The sequence below is a fragment of the Streptococcus caballi DSM 19004 genome (genome assembly GCF_000379985.1).
In the GTDB taxonomy this organism is placed as follows: domain Bacteria; phylum Bacillota; class Bacilli; order Lactobacillales; family Streptococcaceae; genus Streptococcus; species Streptococcus caballi.
In genome coordinates, this window is record NZ_KB904074.1 from 77,129 (window position 1) to 95,568 (window position 18,440).

At 41.7% G+C, this 18,440-nt stretch carries 20 protein-coding genes; 15 read left to right on the forward strand and 5 right to left on the reverse strand.

The genetic code is table 11. From position 1 onward, the window contains the following. The 10 genes from A3GS_RS12690 to A3GS_RS0104835 all read left to right on the forward strand — a co-directional run bounded on the left by A3GS_RS12690 (position 1) and on the right by A3GS_RS0104835 (position 8,713). A complete protein-coding gene (locus A3GS_RS12690; RefSeq protein ID WP_156808873.1) occupies positions 1–441 on the forward strand; it encodes a hypothetical protein in 441 nt (146 codons plus the stop codon). A gap of 74 nt (positions 442–515) precedes the next feature. Further along, the gene (gene mutM, locus A3GS_RS0104800; protein WP_018364286.1) at positions 516–1,337 is read left to right on the forward strand and encodes a DNA-formamidopyrimidine glycosylase; all 822 of its coding nucleotides are present in this window, start codon (positions 516–518) and stop codon (positions 1,335–1,337) included. Continuing rightward, positions 1,334–1,933, forward strand: a complete 600-nt coding sequence (gene coaE, locus A3GS_RS0104805) for a dephospho-CoA kinase (protein ID WP_026216278.1) — start codon at positions 1,334–1,336, stop codon at positions 1,931–1,933. The genes mutM and coaE overlap by 4 nt, the downstream gene beginning before the upstream one ends. 118 nt (positions 1,934–2,051) lie before the next feature. Then, a complete protein-coding gene (locus tag A3GS_RS0104810) occupies positions 2,052–3,227 on the forward strand; it encodes a multidrug efflux MFS transporter (RefSeq protein ID WP_018364288.1) in 1,176 nt (391 codons plus the stop codon). Beyond that, positions 3,224–3,370 carry a 50S ribosomal protein L33 gene (rpmG, locus tag A3GS_RS12280; RefSeq protein WP_083901871.1) on the forward strand — a complete coding sequence of 49 codons (147 nt, stop codon included), beginning with the start codon at positions 3,224–3,226 and terminating at the stop codon, positions 3,368–3,370. The genes A3GS_RS0104810 and rpmG overlap by 4 nt, the downstream gene beginning before the upstream one ends. A gap of 46 nt (positions 3,371–3,416) precedes the next feature. Next, positions 3,417–3,653: a preprotein translocase subunit SecG gene (gene secG, locus A3GS_RS0104815; protein ID WP_018364289.1), complete on the forward strand. Its 237-nt coding sequence runs from the start codon at positions 3,417–3,419 to the stop codon at positions 3,651–3,653. An 84-nt stretch (positions 3,654–3,737) separates the two neighbouring features. Then, entirely contained in the window at positions 3,738–6,149 is a 2,412-nt protein-coding gene (rnr, locus tag A3GS_RS0104820) for a ribonuclease R (protein WP_018364290.1), read from the forward strand. A 2-nt stretch (positions 6,150–6,151) separates the two neighbouring features. Further along, positions 6,152–6,619: an SsrA-binding protein SmpB gene (smpB, locus tag A3GS_RS0104825; RefSeq protein ID WP_018364291.1), complete on the forward strand. Its 468-nt coding sequence runs from the start codon at positions 6,152–6,154 to the stop codon at positions 6,617–6,619. Between the two features lie 199 nt (positions 6,620–6,818). Continuing rightward, entirely contained in the window at positions 6,819–8,162 is a 1,344-nt protein-coding gene (locus A3GS_RS0104830; RefSeq protein ID WP_018364292.1) for a dihydrolipoyl dehydrogenase family protein, read from the forward strand. 272 nt (positions 8,163–8,434) lie between these two features. Next, a complete protein-coding gene (locus tag A3GS_RS0104835; protein WP_018364293.1) occupies positions 8,435–8,713 on the forward strand; it encodes a hypothetical protein in 279 nt (92 codons plus the stop codon). Positions 8,714–8,831: 118 nt separating this feature from the next. Here A3GS_RS0104835 and gloA read toward each other — a convergent pair whose 3' ends face one another. Both gloA and A3GS_RS0104845 read right to left on the reverse strand, forming a co-directional pair. Then, complete coding sequence (gene gloA, locus A3GS_RS0104840; protein WP_018364294.1) at positions 8,832–9,221, reverse strand: lactoylglutathione lyase; 390 nt, start codon at positions 9,219–9,221, stop codon at positions 8,832–8,834. 177 nt (positions 9,222–9,398) lie between these two features. Next, positions 9,399–10,076 (reverse strand): NAD(P)H-dependent oxidoreductase, encoded by a 678-nt coding sequence (locus A3GS_RS0104845; protein ID WP_018364295.1) that lies wholly within the window; start codon positions 10,074–10,076, stop codon positions 9,399–9,401. A gap of 112 nt (positions 10,077–10,188) precedes the next feature. Here A3GS_RS0104845 and A3GS_RS0104850 point away from each other — a divergent pair, with 112 nt between their 5' ends. From A3GS_RS0104850 to A3GS_RS0104860, 3 genes are all read left to right on the forward strand, one after another. Further along, positions 10,189–11,097 carry an ROK family protein gene (locus A3GS_RS0104850; protein WP_018364296.1) on the forward strand — a complete coding sequence of 303 codons (909 nt, stop codon included), beginning with the start codon at positions 10,189–10,191 and terminating at the stop codon, positions 11,095–11,097. 175 nt (positions 11,098–11,272) lie between these two features. Next, positions 11,273–12,514 (forward strand): MFS transporter, encoded by a 1,242-nt coding sequence (locus A3GS_RS0104855; protein WP_018364297.1) that lies wholly within the window; start codon positions 11,273–11,275, stop codon positions 12,512–12,514. 4 nt (positions 12,515–12,518) lie between these two features. Next, positions 12,519–13,568 carry an ArsR/SmtB family transcription factor gene (locus A3GS_RS0104860; protein ID WP_018364298.1) on the forward strand — a complete coding sequence of 350 codons (1,050 nt, stop codon included), beginning with the start codon at positions 12,519–12,521 and terminating at the stop codon, positions 13,566–13,568. A 55-nt stretch (positions 13,569–13,623) separates the two neighbouring features. Here A3GS_RS0104860 and A3GS_RS0104865 read toward each other — a convergent pair whose 3' ends face one another. The 3 genes from A3GS_RS0104865 to A3GS_RS0104875 all read right to left on the reverse strand — a co-directional run bounded on the left by A3GS_RS0104865 (position 13,624) and on the right by A3GS_RS0104875 (position 16,093). After that, on the reverse strand, positions 13,624–14,340 hold the full coding sequence (locus tag A3GS_RS0104865; protein WP_018364299.1) for a DUF554 domain-containing protein: 717 nt from the start codon (positions 14,338–14,340) through the stop codon (positions 13,624–13,626). Positions 14,341–14,354: 14 nt separating this feature from the next. Continuing rightward, a complete protein-coding gene (locus A3GS_RS0104870; RefSeq protein WP_018364300.1) occupies positions 14,355–14,852 on the reverse strand; it encodes an NAD(+) diphosphatase in 498 nt (165 codons plus the stop codon). 155 nt (positions 14,853–15,007) lie between these two features. Then, positions 15,008–16,093, reverse strand: coding sequence for an aminopeptidase P family protein (locus A3GS_RS0104875; RefSeq protein WP_018364301.1), 1,086 nt, complete (start codon positions 16,091–16,093; stop codon positions 15,008–15,010). Positions 16,094–16,321: 228 nt separating this feature from the next. Here A3GS_RS0104875 and ccpA point away from each other — a divergent pair, with 228 nt between their 5' ends. Both ccpA and A3GS_RS0104885 read left to right on the forward strand, forming a co-directional pair. After that, positions 16,322–17,323, forward strand: a complete 1,002-nt coding sequence (ccpA, locus tag A3GS_RS0104880; protein ID WP_018364302.1) for a catabolite control protein A — start codon at positions 16,322–16,324, stop codon at positions 17,321–17,323. A 110-nt stretch (positions 17,324–17,433) separates the two neighbouring features. Next, entirely contained in the window at positions 17,434–18,438 is a 1,005-nt protein-coding gene (locus tag A3GS_RS0104885) for an LTA glycolipid anchor biosynthesis glycosyltransferase, IagA/BgsA family (protein WP_018364303.1), read from the forward strand. The last annotated feature ends 2 nt before the right edge of the window (positions 18,439–18,440 follow it).

Below are 18,440 nucleotides of genomic sequence, written 5' to 3' on the forward strand. Positions count from 1 at the left end.
ATGATGACATCTGATAATGACAAAAAAGAACAAAGATATTGTGACTTACTGGCTTCCCTGTACACTATCACCTGTACATTGGTGCTTTTGTGTTTCTGTTTTTGGATTGGAGGCACGATTTTATTTATAAGCCTTTTTACATTTGGTATCCCTCTGTTCTTGATGCTTCTTCCTGCTTTAGGCGGCTACATGTTTAAAGCAAAAAGTTGGTGGTCTGTCCTCTTGAGTTATCTGTGCAGTTTAACGGTCTTACCGGCTTTGATAGCTGCCTGTCAAGATTTTCCCTTGAAACGTATGGTAGACGAAGCACCTCATTATGAGACTTTGTCAGTGACTTTTTCGGTTGTTGCGGTGGTGACATTCTCTTTATTTTTAATTGTTGCGACTTTGTCAATGATTTATTGTTTGGATACCTATAAGAACTGTTCAAAAATGGACTAATATATAGAAAGGTTAGGGTAGATTGTGATTAGATGCAAAGTTAATACAGCGTCAATGCCCTTTATAATGTGATTATGCCAGAATTACCTGAAGTGGAGACAGTCAGGCGCGGGTTAGAGCGCTTGGTAGTTGGAAAAATGATAAAAGCGGTAGATCTGCGTGTGCCCAAGATGGTTAAAACAGACCCTGACCGCTTTAAATTGGACTTGCCTGGCCAGACCATCGAGGCTATGCGTCGCCGTGGTAAGTATTTGATTTTTGATTTAGGAAAACAAGTGCTGATTTCGCATCTACGTATGGAAGGTAAATATTTGCTCTTTCCTGATCAAGTGCTAGACAATAAACATTTTCATGTTTTTTTCAGTTTGGATGATGGATCAACTTTGGTTTACCAAGATGTGCGCAAGTTTGGAACCTTTGAGTTGCTGTCAAAGTCAGAAGAAGAAACTTACTTTGTCAAAAAGAAAATCGGTCCAGAGCCCAATGCGAAAGATTTCAAACGAGCGCCTTTTGAGCGAGCTTTGCTATCATCTAAAAAACTCATAAAGCCGCTCCTTTTGGAGCAAAAGCTGGTCGCAGGGCTGGGGAATATCTATGTGGACGAGGTTTTGTGGGCATCTAAAGTCCATCCGGAGCGTCTAGCTAACAGTCTTAAAAAGGCGGAAATCAAGCGACTGCATGATGAGACGATTCGAATCTTACAACTAGGCATTGACAAGGGCGGATCGACCATTCGGACCTATCGCAATGCTTTGGGGGAGGATGGAACGATGCAGGAATGCTTGCAAGTCTATGGTCGTAGGGGCGAACCGTGCCCGCGCTGCGGCACCAGCATTGTTAAGAAACATGTAGGAGGACGGGGCAGTCATTTTTGTCCCAAGTGTCAAAGATTATGACAAAAATTATCGGAGTTACGGGTGGTATCGCCTCGGGAAAATCCACTGTGGTAGCTGAAATCCGCAAGGCGGGCTATGAGGTCATTGATGCAGACAGTGTCGTCCATGAGCTGCAGGCTAAAGGCGGCAAACTCTATCAAGCTCTCATCTTTGCCTTTGGTACTGGTATTTTGAATGCGGCAGGTGAGCTGGACAGGCCTAAATTGTCCCAGCTGATTTTTTCTAGTCCTGAGAATCGGGAGAAATCTGCGAAGTTGCAAAATAAAATCATTCGTCAGGAGTTAGCGACAAGGCGTGATCAGCTAGCACAAAGTCAAGAGATTTTTTTCATGGATATTCCGCTTTTGATTGAGCTAGATTATGTGGACTGGTTTGATCAGATTTGGTTGGTGGCTGTGGATAAGGAGACGCAAATCAAGCGCTTGATGGCACGAAATGCATATAGCAAAGCAGAAGCGGAGCTCCGAATTGCTGCCCAAATGCCACTAGAAGAAAAGAAGAAGCAGGCAACTTTGGTGCTTGACAATAATGGCACCTTGACTGAGCTGGTGGAGCAGGTCAGTCAAGCTTTGACAGACCTGACAGCACAAAAGTAGGCAGGTGACCTGCCAAAAGTTCCAAGTCTGTGTTATAATAATCAATGAACTTTTTTTGGAAAGAAGATGATGACTTATAAGTGAGCAGGCAGTTTCTGAAGTAAATTGGAGGCAGAATATGAGGGTGGCTTGGCTTGGTAATTTCTTTACTGGGGCAAGCTTTTCACTTGTTATGCCTTTTATGGCTTTGTATGTTGAGGAGCTAGGTGCTCCTAAAAATAGGGTGGAATGGTACGCTGGCTTAGCGGTTTCCTTGTCAGCCTTGGCATCGGCTTTAGTTGCTCCTGTCTGGGGAAGGTTAGCTGATCGGTATGGGCGTAAGCCGATGATGATCCGAGCTAGTTTGGTCATGACCTTCACCATGGGTGGACTGGCCTTTGTACCAAACGTCTTCTGGCTCTTGCTTTTAAGGGTGCTAAATGGTCTTTTCTCAGGTTATGTGCCTAATTCGACAGCCTTGATTGCTAGTCAGGCTCCTAGGCAGCATTCTGGTTATGCATTGGGAACTTTGGCAACAGGAGTAACGGCAGGAAGTCTGATTGGTCCACTGTTGGGCGGCTTTTTAGCTGACCTGCTGGGTATTCGTCAGGTCTTTTTATTGGTTGGTTTCATTTTACTGATTTGTAACCTGATGACAGTCTTTTTTGTTAAGGAAGATTTTCAACCGATGGAAAAATCAGATGTCATGCCAACGCGTCAGGTTTTAAAAAAGGTCAAGGACAGACAAGTTTTGCTGGGACTTTTTGTGACCAGCATGATTATTCAAATCTCGGCTCAGTCAGTAGCTCCTATTTTGAGCCTTTACATTCGACATCTTGGGCAAAGGGAGAACCTCATGTTTGTGTCAGGTCTGATTGTCTCAGCCATGGGCTTCTCTAGCATGATGTCCAGTTCAACTTTAGGAAAAATTGGTGACAAACTTGGTAATCATCGCCTACTCTTGCTGGCACTGTTTTACAGTTTTAGTATGTATGTCCTATGTGCCCTCAGTCAATCGCCATTGCAGCTAGGAATTGTGCGCTTTCTCTACGGTTTTGGGACAGGTGCTCTTATGCCGAGTATCAATTCTCTCTTAACTAAAATCACACCTCGGGAGGGCATTTCACGTATTTTTTCCTACAATCAGATGTTTAGTAATATAGGACAAGTTTTGGGACCATTTATCGGTTCGGCTGTGGCGACAAGTCTGGGTTACCGTTCGGTTTTCTATGTGACCAGCCTCATTGTCTTTACCAATTTTGTGTGGAGTTTTACCAACTTTCGAAAATATTTAAATGTTAAGGAAATCGTGTGAGAGTAAAAATTAATTTAAAATGCAGCTCCTGTGGCAGTAAAAATTATCTGACCAGCAAAAATAAGGTCAGTCACCCTGAGAAAATTCAGGTGCCTAAGTATTGTCCTAAGGAGAGAAAAGTAACCCTACATGTTGAATCTTGAAGTAAATTATGCTAAAATTAGCTTTGACCATAGTGGAGGATGAAATATGTACAACTTACTACTTACTGCACTGCTTATTTTGTCAGTGATTATTGTTATTGCTATTTTTATGCAACCGCAAAAAAATCCAGGCAGTAATGTATTTGATAATTCTGGTTCGGAAGCACTGTTTGAACGAACAAAAGCACGTGGCTTTGAAGCCTTTATGCAACGTTTTACAGCAGTTCTGGTTTTCTTCTGGTTGGCCATTGCTTTAGTTCTTGCGATTTTATCAAGTAAATAAAAAAGTGAGCTTGACAGAGTTGGTCTGGCTCATTTTTTAATGGTTAGTAAGTTAATCAATAAATTTAAACAAGTAAAGGAAAATATGAAAGAAGCAATTATTACTTATTTAGAAAGAAACGGCAAGTCAAATATTAATGACTTGGCAGCTGGTCTTGACATGGCTGGTGCGGAGAAGTTTCCGCGTCTGATCAAGGCTATTTCCAGTTTAGAAAGTAAGGGTAAGTTACGTTTTGATAACGATGGCAACCTTAATTTACGTCCTAAAGAGGAGACTAAGAAGCTTATCACTGTTCAAGGAATTTTTCGTGCCAACAAGGCAGGCTTTGGTTTTCTCAGCGTTGATGACGATGAAGAGGATATGTTCATTGGGCGCAATGATGTGGGGCATGCCATCGATGGTGATACGGTTGAAGTGGTTGTTAAGAAACCTGCTGATCGTCTCAAGGGAACAGCAGCTGAGGCGCGTGTCGTTGGTATTGTGGAGCGCAGCATCAAGACCGTTGTCGGAAAATTTATCCTAGATGATGACAAGCCTAAATACGCTGGCTACATCAAATCCAAAAATCAAAAGATTCAGCAGAAAATCTATATCAAGAAAGAACCCATTGCTCTTGATGGAACAGAGATTATCAAGGTTGATATTGACAAATACCCAACGCGTAAGCATGATTATTTTGTAGCCAGCGTGCGTGATATTGTTGGTCACCAGGGGGATGTCGGGATAGATGTTCTAGAAGTTTTAGAGTCAATGGACATCGTTTCTGAATTTCCAGAAGACGTGTTGGCTGAGGCAAATGCGGTACCTGATGCGCCAAGTGACAAGGACATGATTGGACGTGTTGACCTGCGCAATGAAGTCACCTTTACCATTGATGGTGCAGATGCCAAAGATTTGGATGATGCGGTACATATCAAGCTCTTAGACAATGGCAATTTTGAACTGGGTGTCCATATAGCAGATGTGTCTTACTATGTGACGGAAGGCTCTGCTCTCAACCGTGAAGCACTTAATCGCGGAACCTCTGTCTATGTGACAGACCGCGTTGTGCCAATGCTGCCAGAACGCTTGTCAAATGGTATTTGCTCGCTAAACCCTAATGTGGACCGTTTGACTCAGTCGGCTATCATGGAAATTGACCGCAATGGTCATGTGGTCAATCATCAGATTTGCCAGTCAGTCATCAAGACGACCTTTCGTATGACTTATAGTGCGGTCAATGACATTATCGCAGGCGATGAAGAATTGATTGAGCAGTATCAACCAATCGTTGAATCCATCCATCACATGGTGGCTCTACATAAGATTTTGGAAAGCATGCGCGAACGTCGTGGCGCTCTAAATTTTGACACTAGTGAAGCAAAAATCATCGTCAATGACAAGGGCATGCCAGTAGATATTGTCCTGCGTAGTCTCGGTATTGCAGAACGCATGATTGAATCCTTCATGTTGGCTGCTAATGAATGTGTTGCTGAGCATTTCACTCGTCTCAAACTCCCTTTTATCTATCGGATTCACGAAGAACCCAAGGCTGAGAAAGTTCAGAAATTCTTGGATTATGCCTCTGTTTTTGGTGTCCATATTCACGGGACGGCTAATAAAATCAGCCAGTCTGCCCTGCAAGAATTTATGTCTAAGATGGAAGGTAAGCCTGGCGCAGAAGTGCTCAACATGATGCTCTTACGTTCTATGCAACAGGCTCGCTATTCTGAACACAATCACGGTCACTATGGTTTGGCGGCTGAATATTATACACATTTCACCAGCCCCATTCGTCGCTATCCTGACTTGCTAGTGCATCGCATGGTACGTGAATACAGCCATTTAACCGAAGACAAGATTGAGCACTTCAAGGAAGTCATTCCAGAGATTGCTACGCAATCCTCAACCTTGGAACGCCGCGCTATTGATGCAGAGCGTGTTGTTGAGGCTATGAAGAAGGCTGAATACATGGAAGAATACGTCGGTCAGGAATTTGACGGCGTGGTGTCCAGTGTGGTCAAGTTTGGACTTTTCATTGAACTCCCTAATACCATAGAAGGACTTATTCATGTGACGACCCTACCTGAATTTTACAATTATAATGAGCGCACGCTGACCCTACAAGGTGAGAAGTCTGGCAAGGTCTTCCGCATAGGTCAGCCAATCAAGATTAAGCTGGTTCGTGCTGAAAAGGAAACAGGCGACATCGACTTTGAATACCTGCCAAGTGATTATGATGTCATTGAAAAAGTTGCCAAATCTGATCGTCGAAGTCGAAAGTCTGGCCGTGGCAATGGCAGAGCTGGTCGAGACGACAAGCAAAAGGATAGAGGACGTAATAAGATTTCTGATAAAAGAGCCAAGCGCAGCTCTGAAAAACGTAAAGGTAAGAGGAATAGCGACAGCAACTCTAACAATAAGCGAAGTGAGATATCAGCTCTTTCTTCTAAAAAGAAAAAATCAAAAAAGCCTTTCTACAAGGAGGTCGCAAAGAGAGCTAAGAAAAGGAGGTAGGTATGGCTAAGGGTGAAGGAAATGTCGTCGCGCAGAATAAAAAGGCGCGGCATGATTATACCATTGTCGATACAATCGAAGCGGGAATGGTACTGACGGGGACGGAGATTAAGTCGGTTCGCGCGGCTCGTATCCAGCTTAAGGATGGCTATGCACAAATAAAAAATGGGGAAGCCTGGTTAATCAATGTTCATATCTCTCCTTTTGAGCAAGGGAATATCTGGAATCAAGATCCAGAACGCACGCGCAAGCTCTTGCTCAAAAAGAAGGAGATTGTTAGGTTAGAAAATGAACTTAAAGGGACAGGTATGACCTTGGTGCCGCTCAAAGTTTATCTTAAAGATGGCTTCGCCAAGGTTTTAATTGGTCTGGCCAAAGGAAAACATGACTATGATAAACGTGAATCTATCAAACGCCGTGAGCAGGACAGAGATATTAAGCGTGTCATGAAGAGTATGAATCGGAGATGATGAGTCTAGGATTTTCCTAGGCTTTTTCTGTAATTTTTTCTTAGTTAGTGCGGACATCAGCACGTTTCTTCGGACTGATGAGAAAGGTTCCGATTTTCTGTTCGCATACATTAACAGTCAAATCAATTGACAAGCTTGTTAGAAGATTCTAAACTAGTTCTTGCGTCACTATGGTGATGGCTTAGAAATGAGGAATAAAATGTATCAATATGATGTTGTTTTTATCGGTTCGGGTCATGCTAACTGGCATGCGGCGGTAACTTTAGCGCAAGCGGGTAAAAAGATTGCCGTTGTGGAGAAGGATGTGACGGCTGGGACTTGTACCAATTATGGTTGTAATGCTAAGTTTTTGTTAGATACGCCTTTTGAGTTTTTGGACGGTCTTGCACGCTATGAAAAAGCAGGTATCGCCAGCAATGGCAGCCTAGATTGGTCTGCCTTGATGGCAATGAAGAAGCAAGAAATTCCAACCTATGCACCATTTATGGAGGGCATGTTTGCTCAGCTCAAGATTGACCTGCTCAAGGGTTATGGAAAACTTGTGGATGCCCATACAGTAGCCGTTGACGACCAAAAGATTACAACGGATTACGTTGTGATTGGTACGGGGCAACGCCCAGCTCGACTTAATATTGAAGGCAAGGAATTACTTCACGATAGCCGTGATTTTCTTGACTTAGATGTTATGCCAAAGCGTCTGGTCTTCATCGGAGCGGGCATCATCTCCATGGAATTCGCCACAATGGCTTCCAAACTTGGTTCAGAAGTTCATATTGTTGAATTTGCGGACAAGGCCTTGGCTGCCTACCCTGCTGATTACGTGAAAACTGTCGTGGATAAGATGACCCAAGAAGGAGTGACCTTCCACTTTGGTCAGGCTGTTCAAACCGTTATTTCTGTGGGAAATAGCCTGCGCGTGACAACAGCCCAAGGCTTGAAAATCGAGACTGACTATGTTTTGGATGCGACAGGTCGTATCTCTAACGTAGAAAACATTGGTTTGGAAGACTTAGGAATCGCATTTAATCGCTCAGGAATCGTCGTCAATGACCACCTGCAAACAGCTGTGCCAAATATTTTTGCCAGCGGAGATGTTATTGATAAGACCATTCCACGTTTGACACCGACAGCTAGCTTTGAATCAGACTATATTGCAGGACAAATTCTTGGAAATACTGAGCCAATCAACTATCCTGTTGTGCCGAACTTAGTCTTTACCTTCCCACGCATAGCCCAAGTTGGTTTGACAGTTGAGGAGGCCCAATCGGAGCCTGACAAATACAAGGTAGTTGCCATTCCATTTGGTCAACAACTTAAATTCCAAACCAAATTGGAAGACGAAGCCCATATCACCCTCATTATCAACCAAGAAAAAGAATTAGTCGGAGCTAGTTTACTGGGCAATGAAGCTGGTGAAATGATTAACTTCCTCACCCTTGTCATCAACCAGAAAATCAAAGCAGCTGACCTCAGCCAAATCATTTTTGCCTTCCCAGGCACAACCAATGGGCTGATTAATGCTCTTAAAACAGCCATGAGATGAGTAAAGAGTCTTTGGGTACTTAACACAAGAGACTTAAAACAAAGTTGAAGTTTAATTGCTGAGTTTGTTTTAGGTCTTTTCTCTTGATTATTTATTTGGGTTATTTTCCAAGCATCGCTATGGTTTTAGGAGGAAGGATGGTGGCAATTGTCGGTTGTTCTTATGAATGTGATTCTGCCTTGTTCTATTTTGTCATCTGAGCACCAACTGACCGTTACACTCCAGCTTTTGATTGCCTGTTTCTTTGGGATGCTGGGCAGGTGTTTTTGGATATGGTTGTTCATTACTTTGAAAAGAGTGACAAGCCTGATGCCAAGGCTATCGTTCTAATCCAAAGTTTTAGTTTTAACATTGCTACTTTTGTTCTGCCCTTTGTCATGACTTTTTCCCAAGTGCAGCGAATGCTGCAACGCCTTGGCTTTATGGCGGCGGTGTTGTCAAGCCTACTCTATCTCTTCTTGCCTGTTGATTTGGTGATAAAACAGATGATGTTACCTTGTTTTTTGCACCTATTTCAACATCTGAACCTGTTTATGCTATGTAGCAACTAGATTCTGAACCACCAATCTCAATTTCCTCAGGGTCTTAAACAACATGCTCCATCTAATCTATCCTTTACTAAAGCAAAAAATCTCCCTGAGTAATAAACTCAGGGAGATTCAGTTATTATTATTCTTTAAATTGTTTAAGGCGAATGACTTCAATCTTGTAGCCATCTGGATCGGTGATGAAGTAGTACATCTTAGGCTTTCCAGGCAGACCAGAAAGGTCAGTGACAGAGAAACCAGCTGCCTTGTGAGCATCGTGGGTTGCTTCCAAATCATCGACGCCAACAGCGATGTGACCGTAGCCGTTGCCCAAGTCGTAGGCTTCGTGGCCGTAGTTATAGGTTAATTCCAACTCATAATTTGGGTCGTCAGCTAGCTGCATGTAGACCAAGGTGAATTTATATTCGGGAAAATCATTGCGACGAACTTCCCTGAAGCCGAGAGCCTCTTGATAAAAAGCGATAGAAGCGTCCAAATCTTTGACGCGGATACAAGTATGTAAAAAGGGCATGGTAGTTTCCTTTCTGATTTGTGGTATAGGTGTTCCGTTTGTTATTATCGACCCAAGTAAATTGATGTCGTAATGAGGCGCAGTTTTCTTGAGGGGGAAATCAAACCGAGTTAACGAAGTACTAGAATTAACAGCAGATAAACTAAATAACTATAATAGACTATTATAGCAGAGCTTTTAATCAGCCCAAACGATAACGTCTTGACGTGCTTTGCGTGAACGAGGGTGTTTAGGGTCCCTGAGGCGGTAGCCAAATGACACCATGGAAGTAATGCCTTCCTTGTCAGGATTGATGAGACCATGCTTAGCCAAGATAGCATTAGCCTTGTCATAATTGAAGCCTTCAATAGGACAAGAGTCAATGCCAATCATGCTGGCAGCTGTCATCATATTGCCGAGAGCGATGTAGGTTTGCTTGGCTGTCCAATCAAAGAGGGCACGCGGATTGTCAGCCATGTCCATATCCCTTGTCTGAAAGTCTTGATAAAGTTTTATGCGACTGTCTAAAGCATCACCCTCTCCAAGCCCACGACGAATCAGGCTGTCCTTGATGCTCTCAGAGTCATAGCGAACATCCTTTTCAGCCAGCAGAACGACGAAATGACTAGCCGTATCTAGTTGAGCTTGGGCCCCCCAAGCAATTTCTTTCAGTTCATCTCTCAAGTCTGCAACGTGCTTCCTGTCTAAAACGAGAAAGCGCCAGCCTTCCAGGCCGATGGATGAGGGACTGAGCCAGGCTGTATCCAAAATATAATCCATGTCACCACGCTCAATCTCTTGATCATTATAAACACGCACCGCTACACGGTGGTCAAAGGCCGCGCGAACCTGCTTTTTAATAGCTGTTTTTTCCATGATTTCCTCCTTTGCTTGCTTATTTTTATGATAACACATTTTAAAAAGGCTGACAATTTTGAAAGAATTATGCTACTATGATGTGTAGAAAGAAAGTGAAGCGGGGAAAAGTATGATTTTTGCCATTGATTTAGGAGGGACACTGCTAAAGAGTGCCTTAGTTGATAAGTCTTATCAGATTGTGGAGCAGTTTCCAGCTCAACCCTCTACTGATAATCTGGGAGATTGCCTTGATATTATTGATCATTTAGTTCAGCCAATTCTTGAAAGAATTGACGGCATTGCCTTATCTTGTCCAGGAACTGTTGATACGGATAGCGGAGTGGTTTATTATGGTGGTATGCTGCGCTTTTTACACGAATTTGATGCAAAAACCTATTTTGAGAACAAATATGGCAAGGCATTTGCTGTGCTTAACGATGGCAAAGCAGCTGTGCTGGCAGAATTGGCCACGGGAAATCTTCAGGGGCAGCAAAATGGCCTGGCCATGGTTCTGGGAACGGGTCTAGGAGGAGGTCTTGTCATCAATGGTCAGCTCTACCAAGGATCACACTTCCAAGCAGGCGAATTGACCTTTATGGTTCCAGCGCAAAGCCAGCCTATTGAAGACGGCAACTTTGCTGGTCAGCATGTTTCAGCAGTCTCCATGATTGCTAACTGTGCCCAAGCTCTAGGCTTGGAAGATAAGACAGATGGGCCAGCTGTTTTTGATTATATCAAGCGTAGAGATTTACGTGTTTATCCTATTTTTCAACGTTATTGCCGCTATTTGGCTGCTTACATTGTAAATTTACAGGCGGTGCTTGATGTGGAGCGCGTGGTTATTGGTGGCGGTATCAGTGGACAGGAAATTTTGCTTACTGAATTGGAAACTCAGCTAGATCAACTGGAATCAGAAGGCGGACTTGTCTTCGCGGTTGTTCGTCGCCCAGAAATCATGGCTTGTAAACATCGGAATGGTGCTAATTTGGTCGGTGCCGCCTACTTTTTACACGAGAATAAGAGACTAAGATCATCATAGGAAAAGAATGCTGAAAGATTAGTTCAGCTTTTTTAGTATTGATTTACTTTGAAAAATAAAGTATTTACTTTCCAAATAAAGAAATATAAGCAATAAATAAAGTATTGACTTCTTAAATGAAATGGTATAAACTTGAAATTAAGTAATTACTTAATAAAAATAAAGTTGGTGCTTTATGAAATCTCTTTTAAGCAATAAACTCTATCTTTCTATTTTGGGGTTGGATCTTTTATCCAATTTAGGTGATACACTTTATTATCTAGCTCTGATGAATTACGTCTTGTTACTGCCAGACACCAAATATGCCTTGGCCCTAGTCAGCTTTTCCGAAACTTTTCCAATCCTTTCAGGTATTTTCTGGGGATATTTGGCAGATAAAACGTCAAAAAAGGTTAATACAATTATTGCCACTCAAGTTTTTAGGTTGCTGCTTTATATTTTGGTCGGTCGGGTCATGTCTTTTCAACCCGCGCTAGGGGTCGTCATTGTTGCAGCCTTTGTTAATCTCTTGGCGGCCATGGCAGGTCAGTATGAGAATGGTCTTTATATTCCAATCAGCCTGAGGCTAGTGTCTGATCAGGACAGAGAGATGGCGACAGCTTTTTCCTCTTCTTTAAAATCAACTTTTTCCATTTTATTTAATGCCAGCGGAGCTATTTTGATCGGGATTATGTCCTACAGCCAACTGGCTTATATCAACGCAGCAACCTTTGCTGTCTGTGCTTTGTTGATGACCCGTTTATCTCCTAAGCTCAATGCTCTTCTTAATCAGAAACCTATCACTCCTGACCAAAAACAGAAGTCATTTATTAAAGGATTTATAGGAGATTTTAAGTCTATGGTTGCCATTATGGTGGAAATACCAATTATTCGTCTCTGTCTGGTTATCGTTCCCTGTCTGAATGCTCTTTTAAATGGCTTATCGACAATTTTAGTCTTGGTGATGAGTGCGGATAAAGGCTTTATCTTTTTTAATTCTGCCACAACTATCGCTAGTGTCAGTATGGTCTTAACACTGGGACAAATCTTGGGAAATCTGTTGGTCACGACAGTTCTCAAGGACTTGGGTATCATGAAAGCACTCCATGGCAGTATTTATTTGCTTTTGATGGTTTATTTTTCTATGTTTTGTCACAATATTGCTGCTCTTTTAATCAGTCTATTTTTGATTGGGATTACAGTTGGTATTGTCAATCCTAAAATGTATGCTTACTTGCTCAATACTTTGCCGGAAGATAAAATGGCTTTGATGAGTAATAGTTTGACGACTTATTTTATGTTGGGAACCTTTATCTTCAACTTTGTTTTGTCTGGTTTGGTTCTTATTTTGTCAGCTCAGCTTCTTGTCGTTTTCTGTCTCTTGCTTTCTCTCCTCCTAGTGGGGTATACTTTATTTAGTTCACGAAAAAAGGATTAGCAACATGAAATATCATTATTACAAACATCATAGTCAGTTGATAGAGTTACTTTTGAGCCCATCTTTATTGGCTTTAAATCAAGAGGAACAAAAAAAACTCTTTTCGACAGAGTCTCTGGTGGTCTTGGAAGATGCCTACAAGGCTTTGGATAAGATTCAGGAAGCTTTTCGGCCTTATCAAGCTAGGGTTGAGCGCTTTTATTTGAGTATTCAGCATGTGAGTTTTCCAGTTAACTTGTATAAAAAGCTCTTGAATAAGGGACAGGATCCAAAAACAATAGAAGAGGTCTATGATAGCTTTTACAAGCTGACTAAAGAAGAGTTAGAGGATGTTTTCTTTGACTGTCTATCAGATGAAGTGCAAGAAGTAGTTGACGACGGCAATTTCTTGGGACAGTTGGATAATTTGACGGATCAGCCTGCCCTTAAATGGGCTTGGGTTTGGGCAAGACAGCATCTAGCAGAGACTGTGCAGGGATTGGTCTCGCTTTATAAGGAACTCCTCCCCCTGTATCAGCCATATTTTGAGGCTTACCAAAAGGAGCGAGATTATCTAGCAGATCATTTAAAGATAGACGACTTATTTGAGCAGACTCAAAATTATCATTTTCCGCTGAAAGAACTGTTGGATGCCACTGGAAAAGAGGATTGCGAAGTTATCATTTTAAGTCCTTGGTTTAATTTTTCCTCAATTTCTTATCAAAAGAATCAGACTGAGGCGCCAGCTTACCTGATGATGGATAGCCGCATTTTTCAGATTTTATCGACGTCTTACAAGCTGGATACCGAACGTTTGACCAATATTTTGAAATTATTAGGGGATGAAAATCGTTATAAGGTCCTCCTTGAAATTGTGCAGCCCAAGGCAAAGTCAAAAGACATTGCAAAAAGATTGGGCATCACAGCGGCTAACGTCTCCTTCCATACCCAGAAGCTCATCAATGCCAATATTATCCTTTTCAATAGCAAAGACTCTTCGTCTGTTAAATATAAGCTCAATAAAACATTATTACGAGAAAGTCTCGACCGATTGAAAAGGGACCTTGATTTATAACATAACAAAGCCCATCTACTTGACTGAAGAAGATGGGTTTTGTTGCTCTGCTATTTTATAAAATGGGTAAGATGATATTAGCCCAAGTCCAGCTGATAGGCATGACGATAATCATGGCAGGAATCATGTCAGCGGTTGGGAAAAGTTTTAACCCTAGAATGCGAAAGCCAGTTGCAATCATGAGAAAGCCACCGCAGGCTTTAAAATCGCTAATCATGTCTGGTGTGGTCAAAGGCAGAATAAACTTAGCTAGTAGGAAGAGAATGAAAAAGATGATAAATTGTGGAATAGCGATAGCAGATACTACATAGCCAAGGCTGCAAGCAAAGATGGCGGCTGTAAAGAAGTCCAAAATGGATTTTGAGATGAGGATACTTGCATCACCAGTCATCCCACTATCCAAGCTCCCATAAATGCCTGTACCGCTGGCACAGAAGAGAACAACCACAGTGACAAGGCTAATGAGAAATTCTTTTTCAGCCAAGCTACGGTTTTTATTATTAAAAATATGTGAGGCGAAGCTAGCACCACGCTCAATATTCTGTCCGAATTTGGTCAACAGACCCAATGATGTTCCAATCACTACAGCGAAAATAACGGCTGGCATGTAAACCATGTTGATGAGGGATGAAATTCCCATTCCGATAGAGCAGAGCCCAAAAATCATGTTGAGGTTCTGCTTAAATTCGTCGGTTAATTTATCACCGAAAAGAGTTCCTAGAATTCCTCCCAGAGCGATAGCGAGTGAGTTGATAATAATACCAGCTGGCATAATTACTCCTTTATTTATCTAGTCTTTGTTAGGTAAGTTAGTAAAAAATGTTCAGCTAAGCTCCCATCTTTGATGGCAAGTTTAGCCTCTTCGTGATCAAACCAAGTCCATTCGTCAACTTCATGGTTGGGGGTGACTTGTCCTGTGACGGTTACTGCAAAGTTAAGCATGAGTGTATTGGATTTTTCAAAATATTGACTCTGATTGAAATGGCTGCTAGTGACTTCAAGGCCTAATTCTTCCTTGATTTCTCTGCGAACAGTCGCTTCAGCATCCTCTCCTTGATTAATGTAGCCAGCTGTTAAAATATAATCTGGTCGGTTATATTGCTTAATCAAGAGAATCTTGTCCTGCTCTTGGTTCATGATAATCATGCTGCAAGCTGTGTTGAAGATAGGAAAGCGAAACAGCTCACAATTGGGACAGTAGGGAATGAGCCCCTCTTCCTTCAAAAAACGTTTTTCAAGAGATGTACCACAGTCAACACAGTAAGTCATCGTTTTATAAGTCATTAGCAAACCTTTCTTAGTAGTAAAAATAATGATGAGAATAAAAAGGAAAGGTCAGTAAGTGAAAACTTACATGACCCTTAAGTGGTTTAACTACTGGATGATGAGACTTGTTGAATCTTAACTAGGTCTTAGCATCAACATTTAGAATGCTTTTTTTAGCCTTCGAAATAGAGTAAATCTTTTGGTGTCTTAGTAAAGACTTCAAAACCTGAAGTGGTCACATGTCCACAATCTTCAATGCGGACACCCACCTTACCAGGAATGTAAATCCCTGGTTCAACAGAGAAGCACATGCCTTCTTCCAAGACTAAGTCGTTGCCAGCCATGATGGATGGAAATTCGTGGACATCCATGCCAATGCCGTGTCCCAAGCGATGGTTGAAATATTCGCCATAACCAGCTTTTTCAATAACATTGCGGGCTACCGCATCCACTTCAGCAGCTGTAACGCCAAGTTTGATGAAGTCTTGAGCTGTCAGCTGGGCTTCAAGACAGAGTTCGTAAATATCTTTCTTGAATTGGTCGGGTTTACCAACAGCAACAGTGCGCGTCATATCACTCATATAACCATTTTTTTCAACTCCCAAGTCAAAAAGAAGTAGAGCATCGTTTTCAATTTTGTTGGTGCCTGGAATGCCGTGAGGGTTAGCTGCATTGTTACCAGTCAAGACCATGGTATCAAAACTCATTTTGTTAATGCCGATTTTTTTCATTTCAAATTCAATTTGGGCTATGATATCAGTCTCAGTCACATCGAGGGAGATATTATCAAAACCAATTTGAACAGCCTTGTCAGCATAGTCACCCGCAAGGCGCATTTTTTCAATTTCGTCTTGGGATTTGATGAGACGCATGTGTTGGACATAAGGGGTCAGGTTTTCAAAACGTCCATCAAAAACAGTTTGCAGGCCCTGGAATTTTGTGACGTTAAGATTATCAAACTCTGCTAGGACCTTTTTGCTATCAGTGCTTGGCAGCACCGCCTTGATTTTTTGCCATGGATTTTCAGAGTCCATGTAGCCAAATACTGGGAAGTCTAAGATACTCTCAGCACGCGCCACTTCAAGGGCTGGCACAAAGAGAACGGGAGCCAAGTCATTATAGACAAATAAAAACATCTGACGTTCATGCGGATCGCAGTTGAAGCCAATCAGATAATTGACAGTAACAGGATCGGAGAAAATCGCGATGTTTGCTTCTTCTTGATTGAGATAAGCTCGGATATGATCTAATTTTGTCATGGTAAACCTTCTTTCCAATGATGAGCTGTTTAATCCTTAGCTTTAAAGGTTTAGATCAACTCATTGCTCATCTAATATTCTTTCAAAAATTAATAAAAAAATCAAGTGCTCGGAAAAGTTTTTGAAAACTTTTTCAAAAAATAAAGTTATATCACTTGAAAGTGTTTCCAAAAGGTGTTAAAATTATCTTGAAAGCGTAATTTTCAAATTAGAAAGGAAGTTGAAGACATGAATACTGATGATACGATTACAATCTATGACGTTGCCCGTGAAGCGGGCGTTTCCATGGCAACAGTAAGTCGTGTTGTAAATGGAAATAAAAACGTTAAGGAAAATACTCGTAAAAAAGTGCTTGAAGTGATTGATCGCCTAGATTATCGACCTAATGCAGTTGCCCGTGGTTTAGCGAGCAAGAAAACGACAACAGTTGGTGTCGTTATTCCTAATATCGCAAATTCTTACTTTTCTATTTTAGCTAAAGGGATTGATGACATTGCAGCTATGTACAAATATAATATTGTTCTAGCTTCTAGTGATGAAGACGATGACAAGGAAGTTAATGTTGTCAATACTCTCTTTGCCAAGCAAGTGGATGGTATTATTTTTATGGGGCATCACTTGACTGAAAAAATTCGTGCTGAATTTTCTCGTTCACGCACACCAATCGTCTTGGCTGGTACAGTTGATTTAGAACATCAACTACCAAGCGTCAACATTGACTACAAGAGTGCAGTTGAAGATGCAGTCAATATCTTGGCTGAAAATAATCAAGAAATCGCCTTTGTTTCTGGTCCGCTCATCGACGATATTAATGGCAAGGTTCGTTTGGCTGGTTACAAGGAAGGTTTGAAAAAGAACAATCTTTCTTTCAAAGAAGGTTTGGTTTTTGAAGCTAAGTATAAATACGACGAAGGTTTTGAGCTGGCACAACGTGTCATTAACTCAGGTGCAACGGCGGCTTTTGTTGGTGAAGACGAGTTGGCAGCAGGTCTCTTGAATGGTCTTTTTGCAGCTGGCAAACGTGTTCCGGAAGATTTTGAAATCATTACTAGCAATGATTCACCAATTACTCTTTACACACGTCCTAATTTGACCTCCATTAGTCAGCCTGTCTATGATTTGGGTGCTGTTAGCATGCGCATGTTAACCAAAATCATGAACAAAGAAGAATTAGATGATAAAGAAATTTTGCTTAATCACGGCATTACTAAACGTCAAAGTACAAAGTAAGAAGTAAGCAGTCGAATTTATGTCGGCTGCTTTTTCTTATTTCTCCGCCTTAAGACTGAAATGGGCCTTGTTGGATGAAAAATCCTGAAAAATGAGCTATAATAGACTTTATGAAAGTTTTACTGTATTTAGAGGCTGAGGAGTATTTAAGAAAGTCGGGTATCGGCCGAGCAATTAAGCATCAAGAACGAGCTCTTACTTTGGCGGGACAAGACTATACGACCAACCCCCAGGAAGACTATGATTTAGTCCATATCAATACATATGGCTATAAAAGTTGGCGCTTGATGTCCAAGGCCAAGAAGGCTGGTAAGAAGGTTATCATGCACGGTCATTCGACTGAGGAAGATTTCAGAAACTCCTTTATAGGATCCAATCTGATTTCGCCTCTTTTTAAATGGTATCTCTGCCGTTTTTATCAAGAAGCGGATGCCATTATCACACCAACAGAATACTCAAAATCTTTGATTGCGGGTTATGGCATTAAGAATCCTATTTATGCTGTTTCAAATGGTATTGACTTGACACGTTACAGCTATTCAGCTCAGAAGGAAAAGGCCTTTCGAGATTACTTTGGGATTAAAGAGGGTCAGAAGGTTGTCATGTGTGCGGGTCTCTATTTCATGCGTAAGGGCATTGATGAGTTCGTCCAAGTCGCAGAGAAGATGCCTGATGTGCGCTTTATCTGGTTCGGAGAGACAAATAAATTGGTTATTCCGCACAAGGTTAGACAAATTGTGTCTAAAAAGCATCCTAAAAATGTAACCTTTGCAGGTTATATTAAGGGGGATGTTTACGAAGGTGCTATGACCGCTAGTGATGCTTTTTTCTTCCCAAGTCGCGAAGAAACAGAAGGAATTGTTGTTCTGGAAGCTTTAGCCAGTCATCAACATGTCGTTCTGAGAGATATTCCTGTTTATCATGGATGGATTGATGAGAGTTCCGCTGAACTAGCGACTGATGTGGATGGCTTTGTCGCTGCCCTAAACAAGGTATTAAGCGGACAAAGTCATAAAGAAGAAGCGGGATACCGCGTGGCGCAGAGTCGCAGCATTGAAAAAATTTCTCACCAGCTAGTCTCGGTTTATGAAAAAGTGATGGAACGAATGGAGTGATA